The sequence below is a fragment of the Amycolatopsis sp. NPDC026612 genome (genome assembly GCF_040638285.1).
Taxonomy (GTDB): Bacteria; Actinomycetota; Actinomycetes; order Mycobacteriales; family Pseudonocardiaceae; genus Amycolatopsis.
Window position 1 is genome coordinate 155859 of the sequence record NZ_JBEZYB010000005.1, and the last position, 16368, is coordinate 172226.

The 16368-nt window shown below is 72.5% G+C and carries 15 protein-coding genes; 8 read left to right on the forward strand and 7 right to left on the reverse strand.

What is annotated here, in order from left to right; genetic code table 11:
• Nucleotides 1-114: 114 nt before the first annotated feature.
• Nucleotides 115-1719, forward strand: coding sequence for an alpha/beta hydrolase (locus AB0F15_RS07720; protein WP_360267147.1), 1605 nt, complete (start codon nucleotides 115-117; stop codon nucleotides 1717-1719).
• Nucleotides 1720-1764: 45 nt separating this feature from the next.
• Here AB0F15_RS07720 and AB0F15_RS07725 read toward each other — a convergent pair whose 3' ends face one another.
• Complete coding sequence (locus tag AB0F15_RS07725) at nucleotides 1765-2343, reverse strand: TetR/AcrR family transcriptional regulator (RefSeq protein ID WP_360266777.1); 579 nt, start codon at nucleotides 2341-2343, stop codon at nucleotides 1765-1767.
• 88 nt (nucleotides 2344-2431) lie between these two features.
• On the opposite strand from AB0F15_RS07725, the gene AB0F15_RS07730 reads away from it, so the two are divergent.
• Nucleotides 2432-3286 carry an alpha/beta hydrolase gene (locus AB0F15_RS07730; protein ID WP_360266780.1) on the forward strand — a complete coding sequence of 285 codons (855 nt, stop codon included), beginning with the start codon at nucleotides 2432-2434 and terminating at the stop codon, nucleotides 3284-3286.
• A 105-nt stretch (nucleotides 3287-3391) separates the two neighbouring features.
• Here AB0F15_RS07730 and AB0F15_RS07735 read toward each other — a convergent pair whose 3' ends face one another.
• Nucleotides 3392-6256, reverse strand: a complete 2865-nt coding sequence (locus tag AB0F15_RS07735) for an aconitate hydratase (RefSeq protein WP_360266783.1) — start codon at nucleotides 6254-6256, stop codon at nucleotides 3392-3394.
• Between the two features lie 366 nt (nucleotides 6257-6622).
• Here AB0F15_RS07735 and AB0F15_RS07740 point away from each other — a divergent pair, with 366 nt between their 5' ends.
• The 6 genes from AB0F15_RS07740 (at nucleotide 6623) to AB0F15_RS07765 (ending at nucleotide 12499) form a co-directional block, all read left to right on the forward strand.
• Complete coding sequence (locus AB0F15_RS07740) at nucleotides 6623-7936, forward strand: NlpC/P60 family protein (protein ID WP_360267150.1); 1314 nt, start codon at nucleotides 6623-6625, stop codon at nucleotides 7934-7936.
• 43 nt (nucleotides 7937-7979) lie between these two features.
• Nucleotides 7980-8696 (forward strand): methyltransferase domain-containing protein, encoded by a 717-nt coding sequence (locus AB0F15_RS07745; protein ID WP_360266786.1) that lies wholly within the window; start codon nucleotides 7980-7982, stop codon nucleotides 8694-8696.
• Nucleotides 8697-8705: 9 nt separating this feature from the next.
• Nucleotides 8706-9251, forward strand: a complete 546-nt coding sequence (locus AB0F15_RS07750; RefSeq protein ID WP_360266788.1) for an NTP transferase domain-containing protein — start codon at nucleotides 8706-8708, stop codon at nucleotides 9249-9251.
• A 168-nt stretch (nucleotides 9252-9419) separates the two neighbouring features.
• Nucleotides 9420-10493, forward strand: coding sequence for an AAA family ATPase (locus AB0F15_RS07755; protein WP_308671871.1), 1074 nt, complete (start codon nucleotides 9420-9422; stop codon nucleotides 10491-10493).
• A gap of 7 nt (nucleotides 10494-10500) precedes the next feature.
• A complete protein-coding gene (locus AB0F15_RS07760; protein WP_360266792.1) occupies nucleotides 10501-11445 on the forward strand; it encodes a DUF58 domain-containing protein in 945 nt (314 codons plus the stop codon).
• 73 nt (nucleotides 11446-11518) lie between these two features.
• Complete coding sequence (locus tag AB0F15_RS07765; RefSeq protein WP_360266795.1) at nucleotides 11519-12499, forward strand: VWA domain-containing protein; 981 nt, start codon at nucleotides 11519-11521, stop codon at nucleotides 12497-12499.
• Between the two features lie 40 nt (nucleotides 12500-12539).
• Here the strand turns inward: AB0F15_RS07765 and AB0F15_RS07770 are convergent, their stop codons facing one another.
• The 5 genes from AB0F15_RS07770 to AB0F15_RS07790 form a co-directional block, all read right to left on the reverse strand.
• Nucleotides 12540-13052, reverse strand: a complete 513-nt coding sequence (locus AB0F15_RS07770) for a hypothetical protein (RefSeq protein ID WP_360266798.1) — start codon at nucleotides 13050-13052, stop codon at nucleotides 12540-12542.
• Nucleotides 13053-13118: 66 nt separating this feature from the next.
• The gene (locus AB0F15_RS07775; RefSeq protein WP_360266802.1) at nucleotides 13119-13586 is read right to left on the reverse strand and encodes a tRNA (cytidine(34)-2'-O)-methyltransferase; all 468 of its coding nucleotides are present in this window, start codon (nucleotides 13584-13586) and stop codon (nucleotides 13119-13121) included.
• A gap of 3 nt (nucleotides 13587-13589) precedes the next feature.
• Entirely contained in the window at nucleotides 13590-14012 is a 423-nt protein-coding gene (locus AB0F15_RS07780) for a thioesterase family protein (RefSeq protein WP_360266805.1), read from the reverse strand.
• A 16-nt stretch (nucleotides 14013-14028) separates the two neighbouring features.
• Nucleotides 14029-14973: a TAXI family TRAP transporter solute-binding subunit gene (locus tag AB0F15_RS07785; RefSeq protein WP_360266808.1), complete on the reverse strand. Its 945-nt coding sequence runs from the start codon at nucleotides 14971-14973 to the stop codon at nucleotides 14029-14031.
• Nucleotides 14970-16364, reverse strand: coding sequence for a HAMP domain-containing sensor histidine kinase (locus AB0F15_RS07790; protein ID WP_360266811.1), 1395 nt, complete (start codon nucleotides 16362-16364; stop codon nucleotides 14970-14972). The genes AB0F15_RS07785 and AB0F15_RS07790 overlap by 4 nt, the downstream gene beginning before the upstream one ends.
• Nucleotides 16365-16368 lie beyond the last annotated feature (4 nt).

Genomic DNA, 16368 nt, shown 5'->3' on the forward strand with positions numbered 1-16368 from the left:
CCAGTCTCTCCCGGGTAACGCGCAGTGGCGTCGTGACCTCGCGGCGCTGCGTGCATTCCAAAGAATGCGCGTGACCTAGGGAGGAACGTCTTGCCGAGATCCACACAGGGCCGGGTGCGGTCGTTCGCACTGGCGGGGGCGCTCGTGGCCGGCGTGGGACTGGCCGGGACGGCCGGCACCGCCGCGGCGGCCGAAGACTCGGCGGTCAAGCCCGCCGTCGTCGGCGCCACCCCCGCCGTCACCTGGGGTACCTGCTCGAGTGACACCCTCGCCGGCGTGCCCGCGGACCAGGTGAAGTCCTACAGCTGCGCCCGCTACCGGGTGCCCATCGACCACGACAACGCCGCACGGGGCACGATCGACATCGCCCTCCTCAAGCGCGCCGCCCGCACGCCGGACACGCGGGTCGGCTCGCTGTTCCTCAACCCCGGCGGCCCCGGCGGTTCGGGCCTGCGGATGCCGATCAGCGGCCAGTACATCTTCCAGCCGCAGGTCCTCGACCGCTTCGACCTGATCGGGTTCGACCCGCGGGGGGTCGGCGAGAGCAACCCGCTGCGCTGCTTCACCACGCAGGAGGACGCCGACGAGGTCTTCGGCGCCCAGATCGCGGTGCCGCTGAGCCGCACCGAAATCTCCGGCACGCTCGCGAGTTACCGGGACTACGGCCGGTTCTGCAAGAACAACGCGGGTTCGTTGCTGAACCACATGTCCACCAAGGACGTCGTGCGCGACCTCGACACGCTGCGCGCGGCGGTCGGCGACCGGAAGCTGACCTACGTCGGCTTCTCGTACGGGACGCTGATCGGCTCGACATACACGTCGATGTTCCCGAAGCAGTCCCGCGCCATCGTCATCGACGGCAACGTGGACCCGGCGCTGCGCACCAGCGACGGTGTCGAGTACGACCGCGAGCGCGCGCAGGGTTTCGAAATCTCGCTCGACGGCTTCCTCAAGCGGTGTGACCAGGTGGGCGCGAAGTGCGCGTTCAGCGACGGCAATCCGCGGGCGAAGTTCGACGAACTGCGCGAGTACCTGCGCAAGCAGCCGATCACCATCCCCGGCGGCGGCACCGTCGACATCAACCAGTTCACCGGCGGGGTGTCGAGCGTCCTGTACTCGCCGGCGGCGTTCCCCGGCCTCGCCGAGGACCTGCAGGCGCTCTACACCGCCCTCCACCCGGCGGGGGTGCAGGCCCAGACCTTGCAGGCGAAGCCGCTGAAGGCGCTCACCCCCGGCAAGCAGGGCCTGGCCGACCAGAACCCGGACAGCCCCTACACCAGCGACGACTCGTACTTCGCCGTCAACTGCTCCGACAAGCCGTTCCGGATCAAGCAGGAGCAGGTGCCCGACATCGCCGCGAAGTGGGAGCGCGAGTCGCGCACCTTCGGCCGTTACCAGGCGTTCGCCGACACGGCGGGCTGCCCGGTGTGGCCGGCGAAGAAGCCGGACGTCTACCGCGGCCCCTGGCGGGCGAAGACGGACGTCCCGGTGGTCGTGGTCGGCAACTTCTACGACCCGGCGACGCAGTACCGGTTCGCGCAGCAGATGGCGGCCGAACTCGGCAACTCCCGGCTGCTGTCGGTCGACGCGTTCGGCCACTGCATCCTCGGTGATGCCCTCGGCGTCGACAAGGCCGTGGCCGACTACCTGACCGATCTCAAGGTCCCGGCGGCCGGCCAGGTGTTCCAGCCGAACGTCCAGCCGTTCGAAACCCCGTAGCACCGAAGTGACGGGCCAGGGTGACGTGGTCGCCCCGGCCCGTTTTCACGTCCGGAGCAGCCGGTCGAGCAGGTCGACGGCGGCGGCTTCGGCCTCCGCGGCGGCACCCGGGTGGTCTTCGGCGCGGGCGAGCACCATCGCGACCTCGTTCATCCCGGCGAGCAGCACGTGCGCGAAGAGGTCCACGCGGGCGGCGGGAATCCGGCCGTCGCGCCGCAACGCCGCCTTGATCTTGCCGAGGGCACGCCGCTCGTCGAGCTCCCGCCAGCGCTGCCAGCCGAGCACCGCCGGCGCGTCGATGAGCATCACCTGCCGCACCACGGGGTCCGCGGTGCTCCGGATCCACGCCAGGCAGGCCGCGCGCAGGGCGGCCACCGGCTCGGTCACGCCTTCGACGGCCCGCGCGCCTTCCGCTTCCACCCGCTCGTACACCGCGTCCAGCACGGCGGCGAAAAGCGCGTCCTTGCCGGGGAAGTGGTGGTAGAGCGCCCCTCGGCTCACGTCGGCGGCCCGGAGCACGGCCTCGATGGAGGTGGCGTCGTAGCCCTGTTCGGTGAACAGGCCGGTGGCGACCGCCACGAGGTGCTCCCGGGTCGCCTGGCCGCGGTCGATCTTCTTGTTCATGCCGGTGAGCGCCTCCCTCGTTGACAAACCGACTGTCGGTCTGTTGATACTAGACCGTCAGTCGGTTTCTTCTGGAGGGACTCTACCGATGGATCTCGGAACCTGGGCGGACCGGCGCGGCCGCGTGTCGACCGCCTCCGGCGAAGTGGCCTACGCCGACATCGGCGCCGGGCCGGTCGCGCTGTTCGTGCACGGCGTCGGCACCAACAGCGTGCTGTGGCGCAAGGTGATGACGGAGCTCGCGGACGTGCGCCGCTGCGTCGCACTCGACCTGCCGGGGCACGGCGGCTCGCCGGTGTCGGCCGGGCAGGACCTCGGCTTGGGCGGGCTCGCCGGGCTGCTGGACGACTTCTGCGAGGCACTGGGACTGGGCGAGCTCGACCTGGTCGCCAACGACACCGGCGGCGCGATCGCGCAGGTCTTCGCCGTGCACCACGCCGACCGGCTGCGGACGCTGACCCTGACCAACTGCGACACCGTCGGCAACCTGCCGCCCGAGGCGTTCCGCCCGGTGGTCGATCTGGCCGGGCGCGGCGAGCTGGCGCCGTTGGCGCTCCGGCTCGCCGAGGACCTGGACCAGGCGCGGGCCGGGGCCCTCGGTGCCGGGTACGAGCACCCGGAACGGGTCCCGGACGACGTCGTGCGGTCCTATGTGGAGCCGGTGTTCGGCACGCTCGGCGCCGCCCGGAACTTCGAGCGGATGCTGACGTCCATCGAGGGGAAGGACCTCGAGGCGATCGAGCCGCTGCTCGAGGAGTTCCGGGTGCCGACGCTGCTGGTGTGGGGCACCGGGGACCCGAACTTCGGCATCGAGTGGGCGCACCGGTTCCGGGACACCGTCCCCGGCGTCACGGAGATCGTCGAGGTGCCCGGCGCGAAGCTGTTCTTCCCCGACGAGCGGCCCGAAGACCTCGTCCCGCACCTGCGACGGCACTGGGCGTAGCGCTCATCCGGAGGACCGGCACAGAACGACCGGGCATGCGCCCACCGGCATGGGAAAGGGCCTCCCCGCTCGCCGAGCGGGGAGGCCCTCCGGAAGCCGGAACCCTTACGCCTGCGTCATCTTCCGCAGCACGTACTGCAGGATGCCGCCATTGCGGTAGTAGTCCGCCTCGCCCGGGGTGTCGATGCGGACGTCCGCGTCGAACTCCACGGCCGACCCGTCGCTCTTCGTCGCCGTCACGTGCACCGTGCGCGGGGTCTCGCCGTCGTTCAGCTTCGTGATGCCCGAGATGTCGAACGTCTCGGTGCCGTCGAGACCGAGCGACGAAGCCGACTCGCCCGCCGGGAACTGCAGCGGGATGACGCCCATGCCGATCAGGTTCGAGCGGTGGATGCGCTCGAACGACTCGGTGATCACCGCGCGCACGCCCAGCAGCGAGGTGCCCTTGGCCGCCCAGTCACGCGACGAACCCGAGCCGTACTCCTTGCCGCCCAGCACGACCAGCGGGGTGCCCTGCGCCGCGTAGTTCTGCGCCGCGTCGTAGATGAACGCCTGCGGCGCGCCCTCCTGCGTGAAGTCGCGGGTGTAGCCGCCCTGCACGTCGTCCAGGAGCTGGTTGCGCAGCCGGATGTTCGCGAACGTGCCGCGGATCATCACCTCGTGGTTGCCGCGCCGCGAGCCGTAGGAGTTGAAGTCCTTCTTCTCCACGTCGTGCTCGGTGAGGTACTGCGCGGCCGGCGTGCCCGGCTTGATCGCGCCGGCGGGGGAGATGTGGTCGGTGGTGACCGAGTCGCCCAGCTTGGCCAGCACGCGCGCGCCGGTGATGTCGGTGACCGGGGCCGGCTCGGGCGTCATGCCCTCGAAGTACGGGGGCTTCCGCACGTAGGTGGACTCGAGGTCCCACTCGAAGGTCTTGCCCTCCGGGGTGGGCAGCGACTTCCAGCGCTCGCCGCCGTCGAAGACGTCCGCGTAGTCCTTGGTGAACATCTCCTGCGTGATCGCGTGGTCGATGGTCTCCTGGATCTCCTGGGCGGTCGGCCAGATGTCCTTGAGGAAGACGTCGTTGCCCTGCGTGTCCTGGCCCAGCGGCTGGTTCGCGAAGTCGAAGTCCATCGTGCCGGCCAGCGCGTAGGCGATGACCAGCGGCGGCGACGCGAGGTAGTTCATCTTCACGTCGGGGTTGATCCGGCCTTCGAAGTTCCGGTTGCCCGAGAGCACCGAGACGGCGGTGAGGTCGTTCTCCTGGATCGCCGCGGAGATCTCGTCCGAGAGCGGGCCGGAGTTGCCGATGCAGGTGGTGCAGCCGTAGCCGACCAGGTGGTAGCCCAGCTTCTCCAGGTACGGCCACAGGTTGGCCTTGGTGTAGTAGTCGGTGACGACCTGCGAGCCCGGCGCCATCGACGTCTTCACCCACGGCTTGACCGCGAGGCCCTTGTCGACGGCGTTGCGCGCGAGCAGCGCGGCGCCGAGCATGACCGACGGGTTGGAGGTGTTGGTGCAGGAGGTGATCGAGGCGATCACCACGGCGCCGTGGTCGAGGACGAACTCGCCGCGGTCGGAAGTGGAGACCTTGACCGGCTTGCTCGGGCGGCCTTCGGCGGCCACGCCCGTGTGGTGCGGCGCGGGCTCGCCGCCGCCGTTGCCGCCCGCCGAGTACGCCGGCGCGTCACTGGCGGGGAAGGACTCCGACGAGGCCTCGTCCACAGTGGACTCGACGCCCTTCGGCTGCTCCTGCTGGGGAACGCCCGGCTTGCGCGCGGCGGAGCCCTCGACCTCGTCGGTGACGTAGTCCGCGAGCGACACCCGGAACGACGCCTTGGCGTCGGTCAGCTCGATGCGGTCCTGCGGGCGCTTCGGGCCGGCGATCGACGGGACGACTGTCGACAGGTCCAGCTCGAGGTACTCGGAGTAGGCGGCCTCGCGCGACGGGTCGTGCCAGAGGCCCTGCTCCTTGGCGTAGGCCTCGACCAGTGCGACCTGCTCGGCCGAGCGGCCGGTCAGCTTGAGGTAGCGGACGGTCTCCTCGTCGATCGGGAAGATCGCCGCGGTCGAGCCGAACTCCGGGCTCATGTTGCCGATGGTGGCGCGGTTGGCCAGCGGCACCGCGGCCACGCTCTCGCCGTAGAACTCGACGAACTTGCCGACGACACCGTGCTTGCGCAGCATCTCGGTGATGGTGAGCACGATGTCGGTGGCGGTGACGCCGGCCGGGATCTCGCCGGTCAGCTTGAAGCCGACGACGCGCGGGATGAGCATCGACACCGGCTGGCCCAGCATGGCCGCCTCGGCCTCGATGCCGCCGACGCCCCAGCCCAGCACGCCGAGGCCGTTGACCATGGTGGTGTGCGAGTCGGTGCCCACGCAGGAGTCGGGGTAGGCCTGGCCGCCCCGGGCCATCACCGTGCGCGCGAGGTGCTCGATGTTGACCTGGTGCACGATACCGGTGCCCGGCGGGACGACCTTGAACTCGTCGAAGGCGCCCTGGCCCCAGCGCAGGAACTGGTAGCGCTCGCGGTTGCGTTCGTACTCGATCTCGACGTTGCGCTCGAAGGCGTCGGGGCGGCCGAAGACGTCGATGATCACCGAGTGGTCGATGACCAGCTCGGCCGGGGCCAGCGGGTTGACCTTGTCGGGGTCGCCGCCGAGGTCGGTGACCGCCTCGCGCATGGTGGCGAGGTCGACGACGCACGGCACGCCGGTGAAGTCCTGCATGATCACGCGGGCGGGCGTGAACTGGATCTCGATCGACGGGTCGGCCTTCGGGTCCCACGAACTCAGCGCGCGGATGTGGTCGGCGGTGATGTTCGCGCCGTCCTCGGTGCGCAGCAGGTTCTCGAGCAGGATCTTCAGGCTGTAGGGCAGGCGCTCGGCGCCCTCGACCTTGTTCAGGCGGAACACCTCGTACGAGGCGTCGCCGACCTTCAGCGTGTCTTTGGCGCCGAAGCTGTCCTTGCTGGCAGGTGCGGTCACGTCTAACTCCAGTGGCGGGGACGCCGCGCCGTCGCGGCAGGGAAGTCCCGGGTCAGTTCGGTCGGTTCGGTGTCGTGCAGGTCCGCGCGGGGCGGAGCGAGTCTTGCGCACCCCCACCGTAGGACCGGATTCGGGATGGCACACCTCGCGGTGCCTCAAACAGTACGCGTGTCCTGTTTGGGGTTCAAGGCGACACGCGGTGTGGGCTGCGCCATCTGATGCGGGGGTCCCTCGTTAAGGGGAATTGGTGCCTACGTTGTGTAAGTTTCCTCTGTTGCTTGTGATAGTGGTGTGACTGCAGTGACACGCGGTGTGCGCTGGTGAGCGGAGGTGGCGGTCGTGGCGGGACGGTACGGAGGTCCGAGGGTGCCGGGCGTCCGCCGGGGACTCAGCGTGACCACGCTCACGCTGGTGATCTTGCTCGGCGCGGGCGGCACGGGCCTCGCGGCACCGCCGCCGCCCCCCAACCCGAGCGACTCCGACATCCAGGCGGGCAAGGCCGACGCCCATGCCAAGGCCGGCGAGGTCGGCAGGCTGACCAGCCGGCTGGCCCAGGCCGAGCAGCAGCTCTCGCAGCTGCAGGACGACGTCGAGCTCAAGCAGGAAGAGGCCAACAAGGCCCTGGTCGACCTGCAGACCGCGCAGGACGACGCGACGCAGGCGGAGAACGACGCCAAGGCCGCGCGGACCGAGGCGGACGCGGCGTCGGCGGCGATCGAGCAGGCCCGCGCGGACCTCAAGACGTTCGCCGCCGCGAGCTTCCAGCAGGGCAGCACGGTCGGCTCGCTCTCGGCGTACCTGAGCGCGGACAGCCCCAAGGACATGCTGGCCCGCGCGCAGCTGCTCGACGCCGTCGGCGGCGACCGGCTCAACGCCCTGGACCGGCTCCAGCAGGCGCAGACCGACAAGGCCAACAAGGACGCCGCGGCCCGCAAGGCCGCCGAGATCGCCCGGCAGAAGCAGGACGCGGCCCGCCGGGCCAAGAGCGGCGCCGACGCCGCGCGGACCGCCGCCGAGCAGGCCCAGGACAGCCAGGCGGCCCGCAACACCCAGCTCGAGAAGTCCAAGTCGGACGTCGAGCAGCAGCTCTACGCCGCGCAGGCCAAGGTCAGCGGGCTGCAGGGCCAGCGGCAGCGCTACCAGGACTGGCTCGCCCAAAAGCAACGTGAGGACGAGGAGCGCGCTCGTCAGGCCGCGCTCGCTTCGGCCGGCGGTAGTGGCCGTCCCTCGGGCGGTCCGGCGCCGTCGGGCCCGGCGGGCTCGTCGGTCGAGGTGGCGATCGCCCGGGCGCTGTCGAAACTGGGCATGCCGTACGCGTGGGGCGGCGGCAACGCCGGCGGCCCGACTCGCGGCATCCGCGACGGCGGCGTCGCCGACCGCTACGGCGACTACAACAAGATCGGCTTCGACTGCTCCGGTCTGATGATCTACGCCTTCGCCGGGCTCCGCTCGCTGCCGCACTACAGCGGCTACCAGTACTCGTCGGGGCGGCAGGTGCCGCTGTCCCAGATGCGCCGCGGCGACCTGCTGTTCTGGGGCGGCCCGGGCGGCATCCACCACGTCGCGCTCTACCTGGGCGGCGGGCAGATGGTCGAGGCGCCGCAGTCCGGCCTGCGGGTGCGGGTCGCGCCCGTGCGCTACGGCGGGATCATGCCCTACGCGATCCGCGTCATCGGCTGAAATCCGGTCGACGGCGGCGGCGGTCATCGCGAAGATCGACCGCGTGGACGACGAACTGAACGCGCTGCGGCGCACCCGGATGCGCTGGAACACGCCGCTGTCCGAGGGCCATGCGGAGCTGCTGCTCGACCGGATGGCCCTCGACGGGGGACACCTGGCCGACCTCGGCTGCGGCTGGGGCGAACTGCTGCTGCGTGCCGTCGCCCGGACGCCGGGCCTGCGCGCTACGGGCGTCGACACCGACGGCACGTCGCTGGCGCGTGGCCGGGCGGCGGCCCGCGAGCGGGGGCTCGACCGGCGCGTCGAGTTCGTCGAGGCCGACGCCGCGACCTGGGACGTTCCCGCCGCGCGGGCGTTCTGCATCGGCGCGTCCCACGCCTTCGGCTCGACGAAGGCCGCGCTCGAGGGGCTGGCCGGGGCGGTGCCGTCCGGTCGCCTGCTCTACGGCGACGGCTACTGGGCGACGCCGCCCGGCCCGGCGGCGCAGGAGATCTTCGGCCCGGACGTGCTGACCCTGCCGGACCTGCTCGACGCCGCGGCCGGCGCCGGCTGGCGCGTGCTGCACTTCAGCACCGCGGACCAGCGGGAGTGGGACGACTTCGAGTCGACGTCACGGGCGGCCTGGGCGGAGTGGCTGTCGGCGCACCCGGCCGACCGGCGGGCGGCCGGCGTGCGGGAGTGGCTCGACCGGCGGCTGCGTGAATACGTCGTGGACTACCGGGGCGTGCTGGGCTTCACCTACCTCGTGCTGGGCCGCTAGGGTGCCCCGGTGCGCTACGCGGGGATCGTGGTGGCCGGTGGCTCGGCCCGCAGACTGTCCGGTGTGGACAAGCCGGCGCTGTCGGTGGGCGGGAAGCCGTTGCTGGCCCGCGCGATCCACGCCCTGGACGGCGCCGAGCGGGTGATCGCCGTCGGCCCGCGGCGGCCCGGCTTCGACGTCGTGTGGACCCGGGAACCGGTGCCGGGCACCGGGCCGGTGGCGGCGCTGGCCGCGGGCCTGGTGTTCGTGCCCGAAGACGTCGAGGCGGTCGTGGTGCTGGCCGCCGACCTCCCGGGCGTCCGGCGGTCCACAGTGGACAGGCTGGTCGCGGCGATCGGCGACGGTGACGGCGCGGTCCTGGTCGACGCGGCGGGGAAGCGGCAGTGGCTGCTGGGCGCCTGGCGGGCCGCGGCGCTGCGGGCGGCGGTGCCGGCGCAGGCGGAGAACGCGGCCCTGCGGCGGGTCCTGGGCGGCCTGGTGATCGCCGACCTGCCGGCGGAACGGGATGAAGCGGACGATATCGACACCCCCGAGGACCTCGAACGGCACCGCTGAGCGCGGGAACCGGACGTCCTTCACAGATGTCACACCGGTGACCGTGTTGGCTGATCGTGGGCCCAGGCCCGCGTCCGCGTGCCGGGCGGACGAACGACCGGGGGACGCAGTACGGTCGCACCGCGTGATCACCGTCGCGGGGGCGGCGCACGAGTTTGAGGAGGCAGAGTGACCGAGCCCGGCTACGCCGAGGGCGGGAACGGGCAACAGCCCGCGACGCCGGCCCGGGACGCCCAGTTGCTGGAGCGGACCGTGTTCGAGGTCAAGCGGATCATCGTCGGCCAGGACCGCCTGGTCGAGCGGATGCTGGTCGGCCTGCTGGCCAAGGGCCACCTGCTGCTCGAAGGCGTGCCCGGTGTCGCGAAGACCCTGGCCGTGGAGACGTTCGCCCGGGTCGTCGGCGGCTCGTTCTCGCGCGTCCAGTTCACCCCTGACCTGGTGCCCGCCGACATCCTCGGCACCCGGATCTACCGCCAGGGCGCCGAGCGCTTCGACGTCGAGCTCGGGCCGGTCGTGGCCAACTTCGTGCTCGCCGACGAGATCAACCGCGCGCCGGCGAAGGTGCAGTCGGCGATGCTCGAGGTGATGGCCGAGCGGCACGTGTCGATCGGCGGGCAGACGTTCCCGATGCCCGACCCGTTCCTCGTGCTCGCGACGCAGAACCCGATCGAGAACGAGGGCGTGTACCCGCTGCCGGAAGCGCAGCGCGACCGGTTCCTGTTCAAGATCCTCGTCGAGTACCCCTCCGCCGAGGAGGAGCGCGAGATCATCTACCGGATGGGCGTCACGCCGCCCACCCCGCACGAGGTGCTCAGCCCGGGCGAGCTGGTCCGGCTGCAGGGCGTCGCGGCGCAGGTGTTCGTGCACCACGCGCTGGTCGACTACGTCGTCCGGCTGGTGCTGACCACCCGGACACCGAACGAGCACGGCCTCGCCGACGTCGCCGGCTGGGTGTCCTACGGCGCCTCGCCGCGAGCGAGCCTCGGCATCATCGCCGCCGCGCGGGCGCTGGCCCTGGTCCGCGGCCGCGACTACGTGCTGCCGCAGGACGTCGTCGACGTCGTGCCCGACGTGCTGCGCCACCGGCTCGTGCTGTCCTACGACGCGCTGGCCGACGGCGTCCCGATCGACCACATCATCACCCGCGTGCTGCAGACCGTGCCGCTGCCGCAGGTCTCGGCCCGGCCGCAGGGCGGGACCGGCCAGGGCGGCCCGGTCCCGGCGGGCGCGCCGGTCAGGTAACCCGGAAATGGCCAAGAAAGTGGACGGCGCCCGCCCTTCCTGGGCGCCGCCGGTGCTGCGCGGCGAGCGGCTGGAAGCCGGGCTCCGCACCCTGGAGCTCGACGTCCGCCGCCGGCTCGACGGGCTGCTCCAGGGCAATCACCTCGGCCTGGTGCCGGGACCGGGGTCCGAGCCCGGCGAAGCCCGCCCGTACCAGCCCGGCGACGACGTGCGCCGGATGGACTGGGCGGTCACCGCGCGCACCACGACCCCGCACATCCGGGAGACCGTGGCCGACCGCGAGCTCGAGACGTGGGTGGTCGCCGACCTCTCGGCGAGCCTCGACTTCGGCACCGCGTTGTGCGAGAAGCGCGACCTGGTGGTCTGCGCCGTCGCCGCGGTCGCGCACCTCACCGGGGGCGGCGGCAACCGGATCGGCGGGCTGCTGTCGAACGGCGCGGAGACCACCCGCATCCCGGCGCGCGGCGGCCTGGCCCACGCGCGCAACCTGGTCCGCCGGATCGCCGAGACGCCCCGGGCTCCCGAGGGCACCCGGGGCGACTTCGCCGAGGCCCTCGAAGCGCTGCGCCGGCCGCCGCGCCGCCGTGGCCTGGCCGTGGTGATCTCCGACTTCCTGGGCGACACGTCCTGGGAGCGGCCGCTGCGGGCCCTGGGCGGGCGCCACGAACTGATCGCCATCGAAGTCCTCGACCCGCGCGACATCGACCTGCCCGAAGTGGGCACCGTCGTGCTGGCCGACCCGGAGACAGGGAAACAGCGCGAAGTGCACGCTTCGGCCTTGCTGCGCAAGGAGTTCGGGGCCGCGGCCCACGCCCACCGGCAGCGGGTGGCGGCCGGCCTGCGGCGTGCGGGTGCGGCGCACCTGACGCTGCGCACCGACGCCGACTGGATCGCCGACATGGTGCGGTTCGTCGTCGCCCGCAAGCGCCGCTGGTCCGGGGGTGTGGCGTGAGGGAGCTGGCGACCGAACCATTCGACACAGCGCTGCCGGCTCAGGCGGCACCGAGCGTCAGCGAGGTGTGCGCGTGAGTTTGACGGGGTTCGCGTCGCCTTGGTGGTTCCTGCTGCTGATCGCGGTCGCCGCGGTCGCCGTCGGGTACGTGCTCGCCCAGCGGGCGCGCCGGAAGCGGACCATGCGGTTCGCGAACCTGGAACTGCTGGAGAAGGTCGCGCCGAAGAGCCAGGGCTGGGTCCGGCACCTGCCGGCGGTGCTGATCGTGCTGTCGCTGCTGCTGCTCACCGTGGCGCTGGCCGGGCCGACCGCCGAGCAGAAGGTGCCGCGCAACCGGGCGACCGTGATGCTGGTGATCGACGTGTCGCTGTCGATGGAGGCCACCGACGTCCTCCCGACGCGGCTGCAGGCGGCCCAGGAAGCGGCGACGAGCTTCGCGCGGAACATGACGCCGGGGATCAACCTGGGGCTGATCTCGTTCGCGGGCACGGCGACGGTGCTGGTCAACCCGACCACGGACCGCAACGGCGTGATCAAGGCGATCGAAAACCTGAAGCTGGCCCAGTCGACGGCGACCGGGGAAGGCATCTTCGCGGCCCTGCAGTCGGTGGAGAGCTTCTCGAGCGTCGTCGGCGGGGCGGACGGGCCGCCGCCGGCACGGATCGTGCTGATGTCCGACGGGAAGCAGACGGTGCCGGAGGACCTGTACGCGGCGCGCGGCGGGTACACCGCGGCGCAGGCGGCGAAGCAGGCCGGGGTGCCGATCTCGTCGATCTCGTTCGGCACCACCCACGGTTCGGTCACCATCGACGACAAGCCCCAGCCGGTGAGCGTCGACGACGAATCGCTGCGCGAGATCGCCCGCCTCTCGGGCGGCGACTTCTACAAGGCAGCCAGCGCCGAGGAGCTGAAGAACGTCTACGCGGACCTCGGCGAGCAAATCGGCTACGAGCTGAAGGACGCCGACGCGAGCAAACCGTGGGTGGTGGTCGGCACGCTGATCCTGATGCTGGGCGCGGCGGCCAGCCTGTTCTTCGGCCAGCGGCTCCCGTGACCCCGCTGCGGCACTTTCACGTGAAAGTGCCGCCTCGGGGTCAGGCTCGGCGGACGCCGTACAGGCTTCCGCCGAGCAGGGTGACGCCCGGCAGGACGCCGCTGACGAACGGCACCCACGGCCGCCCCGGCGTGCCCAGCAGGGCGAGGCCGGCCACGCCGAGCACGGTCAGGACCACGCCGACCACCAGGATCGAGCGGGCCTTCCAGGCCGACGCGAGCGCGGCGAAGTGGAGCCCGACGACCGTGGCGATCCACGCGACGTTCGCCTGGACCGGCGCTTCGAGCAGGTCCAGCACGAAGAACCCGGCGACGAGCAGCACCACTTCGCCGATCACGATCACGCGGTAGGCCGGGCCGAACATCGGCCGGCCCTCGAGGGTCAGCCGCCCGCCCGCACGAACGCCGAGGACCACCACCGCCGCCAGCGCGAGCACGGCGAGGGCGCGCAGCACCCAGCCGGCGGCGGCCGGCACCGGGGCACCGGAGTTGACCAGGACGAAGACCGTGCCGAACGCGGCGCCGATGAGCGCCCCCAGGAACTGCTGTCGCATCCGGCGAACCTACCGGAGCCGGGCGCGCGGCCGAATCGCCGTCGGATCGCCGTCGGCGCGGCTCGGTCAGGCGTCCGGGAGCGCGAAGCCGTTCTGGCGCCAGGCCTCGTAGACCGTGATCGCCGCGGTGTTGGCGAGGTTCAGCGAGCGGCTCGTCGGCAGCATGGGCAGCCGCACGCGGTCGGTCACCTCGGGCGCTTCCTGGACGGCGGCGGGCAACCCCACCGACTCCCGCCCGAACATCAGGACGTCGCCCGGCGTGTACGCGATGTCGGTGTACAGCCGCGTCGCGGAAGCGCTGAACGCGTACACCTTCGCCGGCAGCAGCACTTCCCAGGCCGCGGCCAGATCGGCGTGGACGTGCACCCGCGCGAGGTCGTGGTAGTCCAGCCCGGCGCGGCGCAGCTGCTTGTCCTCCAACGTGAAGCCGAGCGGCTCGACCAGGTGCAGTTCGCAACCGGTGTTAGCGGCCAGCCGGATGGCGTTGCCGGTGTTGGGCGGGATTTCCGGCTGGTGGAAGAGAACGCGGAACACGGCTCAGCCCCCGAGCAGGCCCGCGTAGACCTTGCGGACCTCCTCCGGCGGCGGCGTGGGCCGCAGGGTCGCCGGGTCGATGAAGACGTACCGCAGGTTCGCCGCCAGCAGGAGCGTTTCGCCGCGGTGGATCTCGAAGTCGAAGATCAGGGACGTCGTGCCGAGGTGGGCCGGGTACTGCGAGACGACCAGTTCGTCGTCGTGGCGGGCGGGTGCGCGGAAGGTGAGGTTCGCCTCCGCGACCACGACGTCGACGCCGTGCGCGACGAACTCCTCGTGCGAGCCGAAGAGGGCCTTCTCCGCCTCGAAGGAGCACATGTCCACATAGGCCAGGTAGTGGGCGTTGAAGACGATACCCTGCCCGTCGCACTCCTGGTAGCGCACACGCAGCGGCATCTCGGCGATCGGACGGCGGGCTTCGGTCACGAGGCCAATCTAGCGGTCAGCCGTGCAGCGCCCGGTACGCGGCCGCCGCGCCCGGCTGCAGCGGCACCGGCTGCGTGCCGATCAGCGTCCGCACGTCGAGGAACTGCGTGCCGACGGCTTCGGCGGGCACCAGGGCGGTGGCTCGTTCGACGAGCAGCCGGACCACGGCCGCGGCGACGTCGTCGGGCAGCGAAGGCGCGCAGAGCAGCAGGTTCGCCACGCCGATCGTGCTCAGCGCGCCGACTCCGCGGTACGCGCCGCCGGGCACCTGCACCTGGTCGTACACCGGGCCGTACGTCGCGCGCAGTGCGGGCACCACCGAATCCAGCGGCAGCAGGGCGATCGGCGTGGTGCGGGTGAGGTCGGCGAGCTTCGGCGTCGGCACTCCGCCCGACCACAGCATGGCGTCGATCCGGCGGCCGGCCAGCGCGTGGACGGCGTCGTCGAACAGCAGGTGCCGGGCGTCGACCGTGACGCCAGCCTTCGCCAGGACGCGCTCGCCGAGCTGGGCCGCCCCGGAGCCGTTCGCTCCCAGGGACACCGCGCGCCCGGCGAGATCGGCGAGCCGCCGGACCGGCCCGTCGGCCCGCACCACGAGCTGCAGGTAGTTCTCGTAGACGCGGCCGAGCGCGAGCAGCGGCACCTTCCCGGCGAACGGACGGCCGCCGCCGAGCGCGGTCTGGGCGACGTCGGCGAGCACCAGCCCGAGGTCGGCTTGCCCCCGCTGCACGAGGCCGACGTTGGCGACGCTCGCCTCGGTCGGCACGGCGGTGGCGTGCAACAGCGGTTCCGCGCGGTTCAGCTCCGCGGCCAGAAGCTCGGCGAAGGCCAGGTAGAACCCGCCCCGCTCGCCGGCCGCGATGGTGAGCGGGCGTTCCGGGCCGCGGTAACCTGCCGTCGAACACCCGGCCAAGGCGAGGCCGAGGCCGCCGAGCAGGGCCGTGCGGCGGGGGAGCGTCATCCCGGCACCTCCTGCAGCGGCAGCGTGACGCGGGCTTCGAGCCCGTGCGGGCTGGCCTGCCGCAGTTCCAGGACCCCGCCGCGGGTGCGCACCTGCTGGTGCGCGATGGCCAGGCCGAGGCCGGTCCCGCGCGGGGCGCCTTCGCCGCCGGCGCGCCAGAACCGCTCGGTGGCCCGCGCCCGGTCCTCCGCGGACAGCCCGGGCCCGTCGTCGGCGACGACGAGGGTCGCCGCCGTCGCGCCGGCTTCCCAGCCGGTCGTGATCTTCGCGCCGCGGCCGGCGTAGTGGACGGCGTTGTCGAGCAGGACGTCGAGGATCTGCGCGAGCTCGCCTTCCGGGCAGCGCACGGTCACCGGCTCGGCGTGGCCCGGCGGCGGGACGACGGCCGAACCGGCGTCCTCGGCGGCCGGGCGCCAGGCGTCGACGCGTTCGGCGAGCACGGCCGCGAGATCGCAGGTCTCGTCGGCGCCGCCGGCCGCCACGCGGGTCGCGGTGCTCTCGGCCAGCGCGAGCGCCAGCAGGCCGTCGAGGAGCTGCTCCAGGCGTTCGACCTCGGCGACGGTCGCGCGGTAGGTGGTGCCGTCGCCGTCGACCTGGTGGGCCAGGGAGTCGACGCGCAGCCGCAGCGCCGCCATCGGGTTCCGGAGCTGGTGCGAGGCGTCGGCGACCAGCCGGTGCTGCTGTTCGGCGGCTTCGAGCACGGCCTCGGACATCCGGTTGACCTCGGCGGCGAGCGACCGCAGCTCGCGCGGCCCGGTGCGTTCGGGGACGTGCGCGCGGTGCCCGCCCGCCACGGCCAGCACCCCGGTTTCGAGCTCGTGCAGCGGCCGCACCATCCACCGGGCCAGCACCACGGCGAGCAGCACGAACACCATCGCGGCCAGCACGGCACCGGCGCCGATGGTGCCCCACCGGGTGGCGACGTCCGCGGCCGCCGCCGTCACCGAAGCGCGCAGCACGACCACACCGGACACCCGCGTGCCGGTGCCGACCGGGCGGGCGAAGTAGGCCGGTTCGGCCGACCACGGGTCCAGCCGGTCGGCGCGCGGCGCCGGCTCGTTGCGCATGGTCGCTTCCACCAGCGCGCGCACCGCCGGGGTGCCCGCGGTCAGGCCGCCCGCCTGCACCAGCGGGACGCGCCGGGCATCGACGATGACGACGCCTTCGCCGTACAGCTCGGCGTAGCGCGCCGCGTCGGCCGCGAGGGCCGCGGCATCGTGGGTGTCGACGGCCTGCTGGGCGAGCACGACGAACCGGTCGACGTCGGCGGTGCGGGCGATGACCAGCTGCTGGGTGCGCTGCTCGGCGGTGGCCGTCAGCAGCGGCACGGCGAACGCGGCGACCACCGCGAGGGCCAGGGCGACCAGGACCACCAGGAGCCGGGTGCGCACGGCG

What these genes read in the sequence shown, in the direction of transcription:
- AB0F15_RS07725 (WP_360266777.1), bottom strand. Translation starts at nt 2,343, where the DNA reads ATGAACAAGAAGATCGACCGCGGCCAGGCGACCCGGGAGCACCTCGTG.
- AB0F15_RS07730 (WP_360266780.1), top strand. Translation starts at nt 2,432, where the DNA reads ATGGATCTCGGAACCTGGGCGGACCGGCGCGGCCGCGTGTCGACCGCC.
- AB0F15_RS07760 (WP_360266792.1), top strand. Translation starts at nt 10,501, where the DNA reads ATGGCCAAGAAAGTGGACGGCGCCCGCCCTTCCTGGGCGCCGCCGGTG.
- AB0F15_RS07770 (WP_360266798.1), bottom strand. Translation starts at nt 13,052, where the DNA reads ATGCGACAGCAGTTCCTGGGGGCGCTCATCGGCGCCGCGTTCGGCACG.
- AB0F15_RS07785 (WP_360266808.1), bottom strand. Translation starts at nt 14,973, where the DNA reads ATGACGCTCCCCCGCCGCACGGCCCTGCTCGGCGGCCTCGGCCTCGCC.